The organism is Clavibacter zhangzhiyongii (assembly GCF_014775655.1).
Classification (GTDB): Bacteria; Actinomycetota; Actinomycetes; order Actinomycetales; family Microbacteriaceae; genus Clavibacter; species Clavibacter zhangzhiyongii.
The window spans coordinates 863,924-877,965 of the sequence record NZ_CP061274.1 but is presented as its reverse complement, the minus strand read 5'-3'; the positions used below and the strand labels follow the sequence as shown (position 1 = coordinate 877,965).

The following is a 14,042-nucleotide window of genomic DNA, read 5'->3' as shown; positions in this document are numbered from 1 at the left end:
CTCCTCCGGCGGATGTCCCGCCCCGTCCCCGCCGACCGTCGGCGGAGAGGTCACCATGCCCGCGCCCCGCCCCGCGCGCCGCCCGGGCGTCAGATCCGGTGGAGGCCGTCACGGATGCCCGAGTGTTGAGGACACGACCGCCATGAGCATCGGCACCACCGCGAGCGCCAGGAAGGCGGGCAGGACGCAGACCCCGAGCGGCAGCATCAGGCGCGCCGCGAGACGCGCCGCCGCCCGCTCGGCCCATGTCACGGCGTCCCGGCGCGCGCGATCCGCCTCGCTGCGCAGGAGCCCGGCGACCGGGGCGCCCGTCCGCGCGGCCACCTCCACCACGGACGCCGCCGCGTCGAGCTCGCGCCCCACCGGCAAGCCGGCGTGCTCGCAGGCGCGCCGCACGATCGCGGTCGCCCGGGGCACCGCGGCGCCGCCCGCCATCGCGGTCGCCACCAGGTCGAGCACCAGCCCGGGCGCGGACCGCTCGGGCAGGGACTGTCGCACGAGGCGCCGGTTCCAGCGCCAGGCGCCGGCCACGAGCGAGGCGCCGGCGGCGAGGCACGCCGCTCCCGGGACGGTCGTCAGGAGGATCCGCACCGGATCGAACCCGAGGCCGGCCGCCAGGAGGAGGCCGGCGCCGGGCAGCAGGAGCACCGTACGCCCCGTCGCGACCGGCCCCGCGAGCGCGGTGCCCGCGTCGCGACGGACGCGGGCGACCTCCACGAGCGTGTCGGCGAGGCGCACCAGGGCGGCGGCCAGCGGTGCGCCCGTCCGTTCCGCGACCTCGAGCCCCGCGGCGAACGCGCGCCAGGACCCCGCCGCGGAGCCCTCCCCCGCGGCGGAGGCGACGCGCGCGGCGAGCGGAGCCGTGCCGGATCCGTTCGCGACCCGGCGCACGACGGACGTCACGGCATCCTCGCCTCGGCGGGCCCGTCCGCCGGGCGGGGCGAGCTGCTGCCACGCCCGCTCGGGATGGAGCCCGGCGGACAGCAGCACGGCCATCCGGCGCACGAGCGCCGCCACCTGCTCCGCCTCCTCGACGACCGCCTCGTCCCGTCGGGCCGACCTCCGGATCCGCGCGAGCGCTCCCCCGCTCACGCTCGTCCCCGGGTCGTCCCGGTCCCGGCGGCCTCGACCGCGGGCCGATCCGGCGGATGCGACCCCGCGGCCCAGCGCACGGGCAGGACGCGGAGACGTCCGTCGTCGCCCGTGCTCAGCCGGCCCGCCGCCGTCACGCGCCGCCCCTGCGGCGTCCGCGCGAGGTGCACCACCAGCCCGATCGCGCTGACCGCCTGCCGCGCCATGGTCACGGCGTCCATGCCGGCGAGGGCGCCCAGCGCCTCGAGCCGCGCGGGCACGTCGCCGACGCCGTTGGCGTGCAGCGTCCCCGCTCCCCCGTCGTGACCCGTGTTCAGCGCCCCGAGGAGCTCGCGGATCTCGCTGCCCCGGCACTCCCCGACCACGAGCCGATCGGGCCGCATCCGCAGCGCCTCCCGCACCAGCCTCGGCAGCGCCAGCTCGCCGGATCCCTCGATGTTGGCCTGCCGGGCCTCGAGCGAGACCACGTGCGCGTGGCGCACCCGCAGCTCCGCGACGTCCTCGACGAGCACGATGCGCTCGCCCGGATCCGCCCGGGCGAGCAGCGCTCCCAGCAGCGTGGTCTTGCCGCTGCCGCCCGCCCCCGTGATGAGGAGGTTCGTGCGCCGGCGCACCGCCTCCTCCAGGAGGGCACGGCACCCGGGAGGGAACGCTCCGGCGGCGTCGAGCGCCTCGAGCGTGGGCCGCATGCGCGACGGCAGCCGGATGGACAGCAGGGTGCCCCGGGTCGAGACGGGCGGCAGCACCGCGTGGATCCGCATGCCGTCTCCCAGCCGCACGTCGACGCACGGCGCCGCCTCGTCGAGGTGACGCCCGCCCTCCGCGGCGAGCCGGACGGCGAGCGCCCGGACCGCGGGCTCCCCGCCGAGGTCGATGTCCGGTCGCGGACGGGCCCCGGATCCGCGGTCGACCCAGACCTCGCCGTCGCCGTTGACGAAGACGTCGGTGGCCTCGGGATCCCGCACCAGCTCGGCGAGCACCCCGAGCGCCGCGGGCGCATGGCGCGGCGCCGCCGGCGCTCCTTCGGGTGCCGACCCGCCGGGCATCGTGCGGAGCGCCACGGCCCCACCCGGCGGATGCGGGCCGTGCGCCGGGGAGGATCCGCCCGGGACCTCCCGCGCCGGGACGCGCGCCCGTGGCACGAACGCCGCCCGCCCCGTCGACGGCCTCGTGCCGCCCGCATCCGATGCGGGCACGCGCACGTCGAGCCGTCCTGCCGCCGGTGCGGGCGCGCCGCGCCCCCGTCTCCCCTGCCAGTCGTCCATGCGCGGAGGCTAGGCGGGCCGGTCCCCCGCGGAGCGTGCGCGGGCCCACGTGGGGACGGGTCGATGACGGGATGCAGTGGGGAGGAACGCGCCAAGAGGAGAGGGGCGGCGCCCATCGGGGGAACGGGCGCCGCCACGTGACGACGGATCGGGGGAATCCACAGGTCGCCACACGTCGGACTTGGCCCGACACGCACGAGCATACGCCGCGCGCCTCCCGCGACGGGAGGGTTGTGCGAGTTCTGGCCGATCACCCACCGGACTCCCGGCCGGGGCGCGAGCGGGACGCGCGCCGGGCCGGCCGACGGCCCGTGGCGGCCACCCGCTAACGTGGGTCGCGGAGAGGATGACGATGTCCCAGAACCCCGAATCGACCGACCCCGGAACCCCGAGGACCGCCCCGCGCGGCCAGGACGAGGAGGGGGTCGCGACCCTCTCCGCACCGCCCGAGGCGCATGCGCCGGGAGCCGTCCACCCGCCGTCGGACGCCTTCCGCGCCGCACGCGTCGCCGACGAGTCGCTGGCCGTGTCGGCCGCCACCGACCGCCTCGGCTTCTGGGCGGACCGCGCCCGCGAGCTGGTGTCCTGGGAGACCCCCTTCGAGACGGTCCTCGACTGGTCGGACGCCCCCGTCGCCCGGTGGTTCCCCGAGGGCCGCCTCAACGTCGCGCACAACTGCCTCGACCGGCATGTGCTCGCGGGCCACGGCGACCGGGTCGCCCTGCACTGGGAGGGCGAGCCGGGCGACACCCGCGACCTCACCTACGCCGAGCTCACCGCGGAGGTCAAGCGCGCCGCGAACGCCCTCGCCGACCTCGGCGTGGTGGCCGGCGACCGCGTCGCGATCTACCTGCCGATGATCCCCGAGGCCGTCGTCGCGATGCTCGCGGTCGCTCGCATCGGCGCCGTGCACTCCGTCGTGTTCGGCGGGTTCAGCGCCGAGAGCCTGCGCGCCCGCATCGACGACGCGTCCGCCAAGGTCGTCATCACCGCGGACGGCGGCTGGCGGAAGGGCAAGGTCTTCCCGCTGAAGCCCGCGGTGGACGCGGCGCTCGTCGGATCGGCCGGATCCGTGGAGCACGTCCTCGTCGTCCGCCGCGGCGGGAACGAGGTCGGCTGGGACGACGCCCGCGACCTCTGGTGGCACGAGCGCGTCGCGACCGCGGACGCCGAGCACGAGGCGGAGGCGTTCGAGGCCGAGCACCCCCTCTTCATCCTCTACACGAGCGGCACGACCGGGAAGCCGAAGGGCATCCTGCACACCTCGGGCGGCTACCTCACGCAGGTCGCGTACACGCACCGCAACGTCTTCGACCTGCACCCGGAGACCGACGTCTACTGGTGCACCGCCGACGTCGGCTGGATCACCGGGCACAGCTACGTCGTCTACGGCCCGCTCGCGAACGGCGCCACGCAGGTGATCTACGAGGGCACGCCCGACACCCCGGGGCCCGGCCGCTGGTGGGACATCGTGGAGAAGCACGGCGTGACCATCCTCTACGCGGCGCCCACCGCGATCCGCTCCTTCATGAAGACGGGACGCGGGATCCCGGACGCGCGCGACCTCTCCTCCATCCGCCTGCTCGGCTCCGTCGGCGAGCCCATCAACCCGGAGGCCTGGCGCTGGTACCGCGACGTGATCGGCGGCGGCGACGTGCCCGTGGTCGACACGTGGTGGCAGACGGAGACCGGCGGCATCATGATCTCCGCCCTGCCCGGCATCACGGCGACGAAGCCCGGATCCGCGCAGACGCCGATCCCCGGCATCTCCGTGGCGGTCGTCGACGACGCCGGCGAGCCCGTGGCGCGCGGCGAGAGCGGACTGCTCGTCGTCACCGAGCCGTGGCCCGGCATGCTGCGCGGCATCTGGGGCGACCCGGAGCGCTACCGCGAGACCTACTGGGACCGCTTCGGCGACCGCTACTTCGCGGGTGACGGCGCCCGACTCGACGAGGACGGCGACATCTGGCTCCTCGGGCGCGTGGACGACGTGATGAACGTCTCCGGCCACCGCCTGTCGACGGCGGAGATCGAGTCCTCGCTCGTCGGCCACCCGTACGTGGCCGAGGCCGCGGTGGTCGGCGCGTCCGACGAGGCGACCGGACAGGCCGTCGTGGCGTTCGTGATCCTCCGCACGGCGGAGGCCAGCGCCCTGGGCGACGAGGACCCGAACGAGGTCCTGCGGAAGCACGTGGCCGACCAGATCGGCGCCATCGCCAAGCCGCGCCGCGTCTTCGTCGTGCAGGAGCTGCCCAAGACGCGCTCGGGCAAGATCATGCGCCGCCTGCTGCGCGACGTCGCGGAGGGCCGGGCGGTGGGCGACACCACCACGCTCGCGGACACGCAGGTGATGCAGGTCATCACCGAGCGCATGAGCGCGGGCTGACGGGCCGGGTCGGCGGAGACGAGGAGGGCCGGGTGCGTGCACCCGGCCCTCCTCGTGTCCGGCGCGGCGGCGCGCGTCAGTCGACGAGCGCCACCACGAGCTCGACCTCGACGGGCGAGCCGAGCGGCAGCTCCGCGACGCCCACGGCCGAGCGCGCGTGGATGCCGGCGTCGCCGAGGATCTCGCCGAGCACCTCGGAGGCGCCGTTGACCACCCCGGGCTGGCCGGTGAAGCCCTCGGCCGACGCGACGAAGCCCGTGACCTTGAGGACGCGGGCGATGCGGTCTACGCCGCCGGCCGCATCCGCCGCTGCCGCGAGCCCGTTCAGCGCGCACGTGCGGGCGAGCGCCTTCGCGTCCTCGGCCGACACCTCGGCGCCGACCTTGCCCGTCGCGGCGAGCGCGCCGTCGACGAAGGGCAGCTGGCCGCTGGTGTAGACGATCCCCCCGTGCACGACGGCCGGGACGTAGGCGGCGACGGGCGCCGCGACGGCGGGCAGCTCGATGCCGAGCTCCGCGAGGCGCTCGGAGATCACGTCCATCAGGCGCCGTGCTCGCCGGCGAGCGGGCGCTTCATGTAGGCCACGAGGCCGCCCTCGGGGCCGGTGACGACCTGGACGAGCTCCCAGCCCTGGGACCCCCAGGTGTTGAGGATGGCGGCCGTGTTGTGGATCATCAGCGGCGTGGTGAGGTACTCCCACTGCCCGGGCGTTGCGGTCATCTCGGCTCCTTGCCGGTCGGGTCTGGATGCATGACGGGACGGGCGCGGGCGGCCGGCGCACAGGTCTCACGGGTTCCCATACACCCTTCCCGTACTCTGGAGTCTATGTCTGCTTCCAAGAACACGCCCGGCCGCGTCGCCGCCGCGCTCACGGGCGTCCTCGGCATGAGCGTCGTCGCCGGCGTGCTGGTCGCCGCGATGGTCACCCCCGCCATCGCCGTCACGAGCCTCGCGGCCAACGACACCATCGGCATCTTCGACGACCTCCCGGACTACCTGCAGATCGACAACCTCGCGCAGAAGACCGAGCTGTACGCGACGCAGGGCGGCCAGCCCGTCAAGTTCGCGGAGTTCTACGCGCAGAACCGCCAGGAGGTCAGCTGGGACGAGGTGTCCGACAACGCCAAGGCGGCGGCCGTCGACACCGAGGACCCCCGCTTCTACGAGCACGCCGGCGTGGACGTGCAGTCCACCTTCCGGGCGCTCGCGCAGAACGTCATCGGCGGCGGCGTCGAGTCGGGCGCCAGCACCATCACCATGCAGTACGTGAAGAACGTGCTCGTGCAGAAGGCGGAGGCGCTGGCCGAGACGGATCCGGACGCGGGCAAGAAGGCCTACGCGGAGGCGACGAAGGAGTCGACCGCCCGCAAGCTCAAGGAGATGCGACTCGCCATCGGCCTGGAGAAGAAGTTCTCCAAGAACGACATCCTGCTCGGCTACCTCAACATCGCCACCTACGGCGGCAACGTCTACGGCATCCAGTCGGCCGCGAGGTACTACTACGGCGTCGACGCCAAGGACCTCAGCATCGCCCAGGCCGCGAGCCTCGTCGCCACGGTCAACTACCCGACCGCCCTCCGCATCGACAAGCCCGAGAACGTCAAGGCGAACCAGGCGCGGCGCGACATCCTCATCGACAACATGCTGAAGCACCACAGCATCACGCAGGCGCAGCGCGACGAGGCGATCGCCACACCCGTGACGCCGGTCATCACCCCGTCGGTCAGCGGCTGCAACGCGGCCCAGCCGGCCAGCGCCGCGTACTTCTGCGACGCCGTCAAGTACACGGTCGAGAACTCGAAGGAGTTCGGCGCCAACCCCGACGAGGCCCGTCGCAACCTCAACCGCAACGGCTACAAGATCTACACGACGCTCAACCTCGACCTGCAGGCCAAGGCCACGGACGACATGCGCAAGCAGATCCCCACCACGATGAACAGCATCAACGTGGGATCCGCCATGACGAGCGTCGAGGCGAAGACCGGCCGCGTGATCGCCATGGTGCAGAACACCGACTACGGCAACAGCGACCAGCGCGGCGTCACGAGCGTCAACTACAACACCGACCAGAACAAGGGCGGCTCGGGCGGGTTCCAGGTGGGATCGACGTACAAGCTCGTCACGCTGCTCGAGTGGCTGAAGGAGGGGCACTCCGTCAACGAGGTCGTGCGCTCGTCCAACGGCACGTGGAGCGGACGCGACTTCCAGGACTCCTGCACCGGCGGCAACCTCGGCTCCGACGTCCTCAAGGTCACCAACGACGGCGCGGCCCCGGGCCCGAACCGCACCGTGATGTCCGGCACCGCGAACTCCACCAACACGGCGTTCATGGCCATGGCCAGCGAGCTCGACATGTGCGGCATCGGCCAGACCGCGAAGGACGTCGGCATCCACCAGGCCGTGCCGGACAAGCCGCTCTCCAACTACGTGTCGGACATCATCGGCTCGGGCGGCAACAACATCGCCCCGCTCTCCATGGCGCAGGCCTACGCGACGGTCGCCAACAACGGCACCACGTGCGACTCGATCCTCATCGACAAGGTCGTCCTGCCGGACGCGACCGAGATCACGCCGCCGTCGGCCAACTGCCGCGAGGCCGTCAGCCCCGACGTCGCGCACACCGCGGCCTACGCGCTCGCCGGCGTCATGGGCGCCACGGGCGCGGCCGCCAACACGAACGACGGCACCCCGCTCATCGGCAAGACGGGCACCACCGACAAGGCGAAGGACACCTGGTTCGTGGGCTCCAGCACCGAGGTCACGACGGCCATCTGGGTCGGCAGCTCCTCGGGCCAGGGCATCACCCAGCGCAACACGAAGCTGCCCAACGGCCAGCTCATGTCCACCGCGCGCTTCGCCGTGTGGAAGCCGTTCATGCAGGCCGTCAACTCGGTCTACAAGGGTTCCGCGTTCCCCGGCCCGGCAGCGGACCTCACCCGCACCCCGACGGTGCAGGTGCCGGACGTCTCGGGGATGTCGCCCGCGGACGCGCAGTCCGCCATCGAGGGCGCCGGCCTGTCCTTCGCGCAGGGCGGCGAGCGCGCCTCCTCCGTGCCGGCCGGCCAGGTCGCGGGCTCCGATCCGGGCGCCGGCGCCAACGCGGCCCGCGGATCCACCGTGACCGTGTTCACGAGCAGCGGCCCCGCGGCGGCCCCGCAGCAGCAGGGCGCCGCCGGCACCGTGCCGGACGTCCGCGGGCAGGACATGGGGAGCGCCCGCCAGACGCTGCGCGCGGCCGGCTTCGACGTGACCATGGCTCAGGAGTCGGTGCCGGACAACTCGCAGATCGGCAAGGCGACCCGCACGGATCCGGCCGCGGGCCAGCCGGCCAACGGCGCCGTGACGCTCTACATCGGGCGCAGCTGATGGGCGTGATCGGCACGGTCGCCCGCACCGCCGGCGGTCTCGCGGCCGTCGGTGCCGCGGTCTTCGCCTACGCCTCCTTCTACGAGCGCCGTCGCTTCACGCTCCGTGAGGTCACGGTGCCCGTGCTCCCCGTGGGAGCCGACCCCATCCGCGTGCTCCACCTCTCGGACATGCACATGGCGCCGTGGCAGCACAAGAAGCAGCGCTGGGTGCGCGAGCTGGCCGCGCTCGAGCCCGACCTCGTCGTCGACACCGGCGACAACACGGGGCACGAGCAGGGCATCGTCGCCGTCGAGGAGACGCTCGAGGCGTTCCGCGGGATCCCCGGGGTCTTCGTGCACGGCTCGAACGACTACTACGGCCCGATGATGAAGAACCCGTTCAAGTACTTCACGGCCGACACGCACGCCACGCAGCGCCCGGCGGACCTCGACCTCCCCCGGCTCGAGCGCCTGTACGCCTCGCTCGGCTGGCTCGACCTCAACAACGCCGCCGGCGCGATCGAGGTGAACGGCACGCTGCTCGAGTTCTTCGGCGTCGACGACCCGCACCGCGACTTCGACCGCCTCGACGCCCTCCCCGGCGCGCTCGACGCGCTGCGTGAGGACGACGACGCGTACCAGGCGGCGTCGGATGCGCCTGTCGTGTCCGTGGGCGTCGCCCACGCGCCATACCGCCGGGTGCTCGACTCGTTCGTGACCAACGGCGCCCGCATGGTCTTCGCGGGCCACACGCACGGCGGTCAGGTGTGCGTGCCGGGCTACGGCGCCCTCGTCACCAACTGCGACATCCCGCGTCGCCAGGTGAAGGGCCTCAGCGTCTGGCCGCACGCCGACCGGGCTGCGCACCTGCACGTGAGCGCGGGTCTCGGCACCTCGATCTACGCGCCGGTGCGCTTCGCCTGCTACCCCGAGGCGACGCTGCTCACGCTCACGGCGGTCTGACCGTCCGGGCGTACTCGGGAGCCCGGAACATCGGGTATCGTAGAGCCCGGCCCTCGGGCCATCGGGGTGTGGCGCAGTTTGGTAGCGCGCTTCGTTCGGGACGAAGAGGTCGCAGGTTCAAATCCTGTTACCCCGACACACCACCTCCTCAGGAGGCACAGCACGACAGGCAGAACGCGACAGGGCCGCTCCCCCGGGAGCGGCCCTTCGTCGTCCTCGGCGCCCGCGCCCTCGTCCATGCGCCGGGCGCCTACCGCGAGCCGGGCTTCAGCCGCAGCGCCGGCCGCTCGATCGCGTAGTACGTCGCCGCCGAGAGCACGAGCGTGACCGCGCCGACCACGAGGGTGTTGAGGGCGAAGCCCGCGAGCGTGTCCGGCAGCACGAGGCCCGCGCGGCGGAGGAAGCGGATCACCGGCAGGTGCCAGAGGTAGACGCTGAACGAGATCGTGCCGAGCCAGGCGATCCACCGGAGCTCGAGGAAGCGCGTCACGGGGCCGAGGGAACCGCCCCGGCGCGGCAGGGCCACGAGGAGCAGGAGCGTCGCGCAGGCGGCCGCCACGATGCTCTCCTCGAACGCCCCCACGGGCGCCTCGGAGGCGACGACGATGAGGCCGGCGGCCACGATGCCCGCCGGGATGCGCCAGGCCGCCACGCGGTCGCGCAGGCCCTCGTCGGCGGAGAGGGTGAGCAGGATCACGGCCGCCGCCATGCCGTAGGCGAACAGGTCGGCGTGCACCAGGATGCTGCGGTTCGCCACCGCCTCCCACGTGACGCCCCACTCGCTCGCGAGGCGCCCGCGGTGGCTCAGCGGCGCCTGCGCGACCATCGACCAGACCTTGCCGGCCACGCCGACGAGCAGCAGGGCCGCGGCGGGTGCGAGCGCGCGGATCCACGTCGGCCGCCCGCGGAGGAGCCGCGCCGCGAGGAGCGCCACGACGGGCAGGACCACGTAGAAGGACACCTCCACCGACAGGGTCCACGCGACCTCGATGCCGCTGCGCAGGGTCCGCGGGGCGTACCCCTGGAGGAGCAGCGCGTTCACGACGGTGTCGACGGGCCCGAGGGCGCCCACGGAGATGCCGGCGTCGCGCGTCTCCCGCGGCAGGATCGCGACGCGCAGGACGAGGCTCACGATCAGCAGCACGACGACGTAGCCCGGGAAGACCCGCAGCGCGCGGTTGGCGGCGTAGCGCGAGAGCCGCGGCATCGTCCCGCCGTCGACGAGGCCGCGTGCGAACGGCAGGAACAGCAGGAAGCCGCTGAGGACGAAGAAGAGCGTAACGCCGTGGCTGAAGAACGCCACCTCCCCCACGAGCGGGACGTCGGTCGTGGGCCGGGCGAGCTGGCGCTGCACGTGGTACAGCAGCACGGCGACGGCCGCGAGGCCGCGGAGTCCCTCGATGCCGGGCAGGAGCGTGCGCACGCGTGCGGGCGCGGGCGCGGACGTCGGGGTCCCGGTCATGATGGCCTCCCCGGGTCGGTGGTGCGGCGGTCGTCCAGTCTACGAGGGCGCCGTCGTGGAGCTCGGTGCGGCGGACGGCACGACGGCCGCCACCTGTCAGGTGACGGCCGTCGGCGCGCGCTCCCCATCGAGCGCGGGTTCAGTCCTCCGTGTCGTCGGCGGGAGGAGCGGGCGGTGCCGGCTGGGCGGGAGCGGCGGGAGCCGCGGGGGCCTGGGGTGCCGTGGGCGCCGCGGACTGCGTGGGCTTCGGTGCCGGCGGCACGTAGGGCCGCTTCGTCAGCGAGCTGCTCGGCGCGGGGAACCCCTCCGCCGGGTAGCGGTCGTCGATGAAGGTCTGCAGCGGCTTGAAGATGCGGTGACGCGCGCTGTCCGCGGCGGCGCCGTTGAGGCTGTTGCGGCGCATGGACGCGAAGCCCTCCACGTTGCCTACCCAGACCGCGGTGGTGACCTCGGTCGAGGATCCGACGAACCACGTGTCCTTCGACGCGTCGGTCGTGCCGGTCTTGCCCATGATCTCGGTGCCGTCGCGGGGGTTCGACGCCGCGCCCGTGCCGCCCATGACCGCCTTGAGCGTGAAGGCGGCCGTGTTCGCGACCTCGGGGCTCATGGCCTGGGCGCACTGGCTCTTCGGCGTGACGAGCTCGGAGTCGTCCGGGAGCACGACCTTGTCGATCGCGATGGGCGGGCAGGTGGTGCCCTGGTTCGCGACGGAGGAGAAGGCGGTGGCCATCTGGAGCGGGGCGACGTTGTTGCCGCCCGAGCCGACCACGTCCGGCGGGAAGGCCTGGAGCTCGCGCTGGTCCGCGTTGTAGACGCCCATGTCCTTGGCCGTCTGGTTGATCTCGCAGATGTCGAGCTGGCTGGCCATGGCGATGAAGGCCGAGTTCACGGAGGCCACGGTCGCCTGCAGGACCGTCTGGTTCGCGGTCGCCCCGGTGTTGCGGTCGTTGGTCACCTTGTACGAGTCGGATCCGATCCGCTCGCCGCAGGCGCGGAACTCCGACTGGTTCCACTGGGTCTTCGACGCGTTCACCGTCTGGTAGATCGACTTGCCGCTCTTCAGCCAGTCGACCAGCGTGAAGATCTTGTACGTCGACCCGACCTGGAACCCGGCGGAGCCGCCGTGCGCCTTGTCCGCCGAGTAGTTGATCTCGGTCACGCCCGCCTGGTCCTGCGCGACGCCGTAGTCGGTGTTCTGCGCCATCGCGATGACGCGGCCGGTCTTCACCTCGCGCGAGACGACGGATCCGCCGATCTTCGTGAAGCGCGCCGTCGTCGGCACCTGCTTGCGCATCTGCTCGGCGGCGTTCGCCTGGATGTCGAGGTCGAGCGTCGTGTAGACCTGCATGCCGCCGCGCTTGAGCAGCGCGTCCCGGTCGGCGGCCGTCTCGCCGAACTCCTCGTTGGTGAGGATCTCGTTCTTCACGTAGTCGCAGAAGTACGCGGCCGAGATCGGGTTCGCCTGGATGCAGCCGCTCGTGGAGGGCGTGATGGTCGGCGCGACCGGCGCGGCCGCGGCCGCGTCGTACTGCTCCTGCGTGATCTTCTGCTCCTTGAGCATGTTGCTCAGCAGCAGATCGCGCCGGCCCTTGTTGCGCTCGAGGTTGTCGGTGTTGTCGATCTTGTAGATCTCGGGGGCGTTGACGGTCGCGATGAGGCTCGCGGCCTGCTCGAGGTTGAGGTCGGCCGCCGAGACGTTGAAGTAGTAGCGGGCCGCCGACTCGATGCCGTACACGCGGCTGCCGAAGTTCGCGATGTTGAGGTACGCGAGGAGGATCTCGTTCTTGGAGTACTTCTTCTCCACCCCGATCGCCATCCGCATCTCCTTGAGCTTGCGGGGCATGTCGGGCTGGGTCGCCTCGGTGAAGGCCTTCCGGCCCGCGGCCTGCGTCTCCTCGTCGGAGGAGTCGACCATGTTCTGGGCCTTCTGGACCAGGACGTTGCGGACGTACTGCATGGTGATGGTGGAGGCGCCGGACTGGACCTCCTTGTTGAGGACGTTCTGCGCGAGGGCACGGGCGGCCGAGAGGACGTCGACGCCGCCGTGCTCGTAGTAGCGGGGGTCCTCGGTCGCGATGGCGGCGTCCTTCGCGTACTGCGAGACGGCCTCCCACGGGACCTCCTCGCGGTCCTGCGAGAAGAACTCGGCGAAGGGCACCTGCTGGTCGCCCTGCTTGGCGAACAGGACGGTCTTCTGCGCCAGGTTGTCGATCTGCAGGTTGTCGGGGATGTCCTCGAACACGCCGATGGTGCTGTTGGCCGCGATGCCGGAGACGGCGATGGCGGGGGTCACCATGGCGGCCACGAGGACGCCGGCGATGGTGCTCATGCCGACGAGTCCGAGGAACGCGCCCAACCGGGTCGAGATGGTCAGGTCAGTTTTCCTCATGCTACGAATCTAACCCGCGCTCCGGGGCCTCGCGTCCGCCTCAGGTATGGTCCCAGCTCCCCGTGGCCGAAATGTGATGAGTGCACTACCGATCAGGCCGCGCGGGCCTCGGCGGAGGCCAGGTCGCGCACCGTGCGGAGGGTCCGGATGCGGTGCTCGAGGCTCGTGGACGACGGCGCGACGATGAGCTCGTCGGCGCGCGTGCTCGCGAGGAGCCGCTCGAGGCCGATCCGCACGGCCTCCGGTGAGCCGATGGCCTGGCGTCGGTTCCTGGCCCCGATGATCTCGCGCTCGAGGTCGCTGAACTCGTGGGCGGCGGCCTCCGCGGGATCCACCGGCTGGGGTCGACCGCCCTGGCGCATGCGGAGGAAGGTGAGGCTGCCGGCGAGGGACTCGCGGTCGACCACCTCGGGGTCCTCGTCGACGATGACGCTCACGGCGATGGCGCTGTGGGGCGCGGCGAGGTCCGCGCTCGGGCGGAACCTGTCGCGGTACATCTCGAGGGCCTGCTCGGTGCGGTCGCCCGCGAAGTGGTGCGCGAAGGCGAAGCGGATGCCGAGGGCGGCGGCGACCTGCGCGGAGTAGCCGCTCGATCCGAGGAGCCACATCTGCGGCGCGTCGCCGAGCCCGGGCACGGCCGTGATGCCGCGGAGCGGGTTGTCGTCCGCCATGTCGCCGGAGAAGAAGCCCATGAGGTCGACGAGCTGCTGCGGGAAGTCGTCCGCGCCGAGGCCCGCCTCGCTGCGGCGGAGGGCCAGGGCCGTCGCGCCGTCGGTGCCGGGGGCGCGGCCGATGCCGAGGTCGACCCGGTCGCCGTAGAGCGCGCGCAGGGTGCCGAACTGCTCGGCGACGACGAGCGGCGTGTGGTTCGGCAGCATCACCCCGCCGCTGCCCACGCGGATGGTGGAGGTGCGCGCGGCGATCCCCGCGAGGAGGACGGCGGGCGCCGAGCTCGCGATGCCGGGCATGCCGTGGTGCTCCGCGACCCAGAACCGGGAGTAGCCGGCCGCCTCCGCCTCCTGCGCGAGCCGGACGCTGCCGGCGACGGCGTCCGCGTTGGTTCCGCCGAAGGGGCGCGGGGCGAGGTCCAGGACATCCAGGGAGACGCGGTCGAGGTGGGTCACGCCGGGGGGAACCG

General features: G+C 72.9%; 10 protein-coding genes and 1 tRNA gene. 4 read left to right on the top strand and 7 right to left on the bottom strand.

Annotated features, from left to right (window positions below):
* Window positions 1-108: 108 nt before the first annotated feature.
* Together H9X71_RS04245 and H9X71_RS04240 are read right to left on the bottom strand one after the other, a co-directional pair.
* Complete coding sequence (locus tag H9X71_RS04245) at window positions 109-1,092, bottom strand: type II secretion system F family protein (RefSeq protein ID WP_244961774.1); 984 nt, start codon at window positions 1,090-1,092, stop codon at window positions 109-111.
* A complete protein-coding gene (locus H9X71_RS04240; protein WP_342355639.1) occupies window positions 1,089-2,138 on the bottom strand; it encodes a TadA family conjugal transfer-associated ATPase in 1,050 nt (349 codons plus the stop codon). Before H9X71_RS04240 ends, H9X71_RS04245 begins: the two co-directional genes overlap by 4 nt.
* A gap of 571 nt (window positions 2,139-2,709) precedes the next feature.
* Here H9X71_RS04240 and acs point away from each other — a divergent pair.
* The gene (gene acs / locus H9X71_RS04235; protein WP_425321408.1) at window positions 2,710-4,743 is read left to right on the top strand and encodes an acetate--CoA ligase; all 2,034 of its coding nucleotides are present in this window, start codon (window positions 2,710-2,712) and stop codon (window positions 4,741-4,743) included.
* 76 nt (window positions 4,744-4,819) lie between these two features.
* On the opposite strand, the gene H9X71_RS04230 is transcribed toward acs, so the two are convergent.
* Window positions 4,820-5,284, bottom strand: a complete 465-nt coding sequence (locus tag H9X71_RS04230; protein WP_191148474.1) for a RidA family protein — start codon at window positions 5,282-5,284, stop codon at window positions 4,820-4,822.
* The gene (gene sp36 / locus H9X71_RS04225) at window positions 5,284-5,463 is read right to left on the bottom strand and encodes a Sp36 family protein (protein WP_191148473.1); all 180 of its coding nucleotides are present in this window, start codon (window positions 5,461-5,463) and stop codon (window positions 5,284-5,286) included. Before sp36 ends, H9X71_RS04230 begins: the two co-directional genes overlap by 1 nt.
* A gap of 105 nt (window positions 5,464-5,568) precedes the next feature.
* Here sp36 and H9X71_RS04220 point away from each other — a divergent pair, with 105 nt between their 5' ends.
* The 3 genes from H9X71_RS04220 (at window position 5,569) to H9X71_RS04210 (ending at window position 9,189) form a co-directional block, all read left to right on the top strand.
* Entirely contained in the window at window positions 5,569-8,109 is a 2,541-nt protein-coding gene (locus tag H9X71_RS04220; RefSeq protein ID WP_191148472.1) for a transglycosylase domain-containing protein, read from the top strand.
* Window positions 8,109-9,053 carry a metallophosphoesterase gene (locus H9X71_RS04215; RefSeq protein WP_191148471.1) on the top strand — a complete coding sequence of 315 codons (945 nt, stop codon included), beginning with the start codon at window positions 8,109-8,111 and terminating at the stop codon, window positions 9,051-9,053. The genes H9X71_RS04220 and H9X71_RS04215 overlap by 1 nt, the downstream gene beginning before the upstream one ends.
* Window positions 9,054-9,115: 62 nt before the next feature.
* Window positions 9,116-9,189, top strand: a tRNA-Pro gene (locus H9X71_RS04210).
* A 114-nt stretch (window positions 9,190-9,303) separates the two neighbouring features.
* Here H9X71_RS04210 and H9X71_RS04205 read toward each other — a convergent pair.
* The 3 genes from H9X71_RS04205 to H9X71_RS04195 form a co-directional block, all read right to left on the bottom strand.
* On the bottom strand, window positions 9,304-10,515 hold the full coding sequence (locus tag H9X71_RS04205; protein ID WP_191148470.1) for an acyltransferase family protein: 1,212 nt from the start codon (window positions 10,513-10,515) through the stop codon (window positions 9,304-9,306).
* A 139-nt stretch (window positions 10,516-10,654) separates the two neighbouring features.
* The gene (locus H9X71_RS04200) at window positions 10,655-12,904 is read right to left on the bottom strand and encodes a transglycosylase domain-containing protein (RefSeq protein WP_191148469.1); all 2,250 of its coding nucleotides are present in this window, start codon (window positions 12,902-12,904) and stop codon (window positions 10,655-10,657) included.
* Window positions 12,905-12,996: 92 nt separating this feature from the next.
* Window positions 12,997-14,028 carry an LLM class flavin-dependent oxidoreductase gene (locus H9X71_RS04195; RefSeq protein ID WP_191148468.1) on the bottom strand — a complete coding sequence of 344 codons (1,032 nt, stop codon included), beginning with the start codon at window positions 14,026-14,028 and terminating at the stop codon, window positions 12,997-12,999.
* Between the last annotated feature and the right edge of the window lie 14 nt (window positions 14,029-14,042).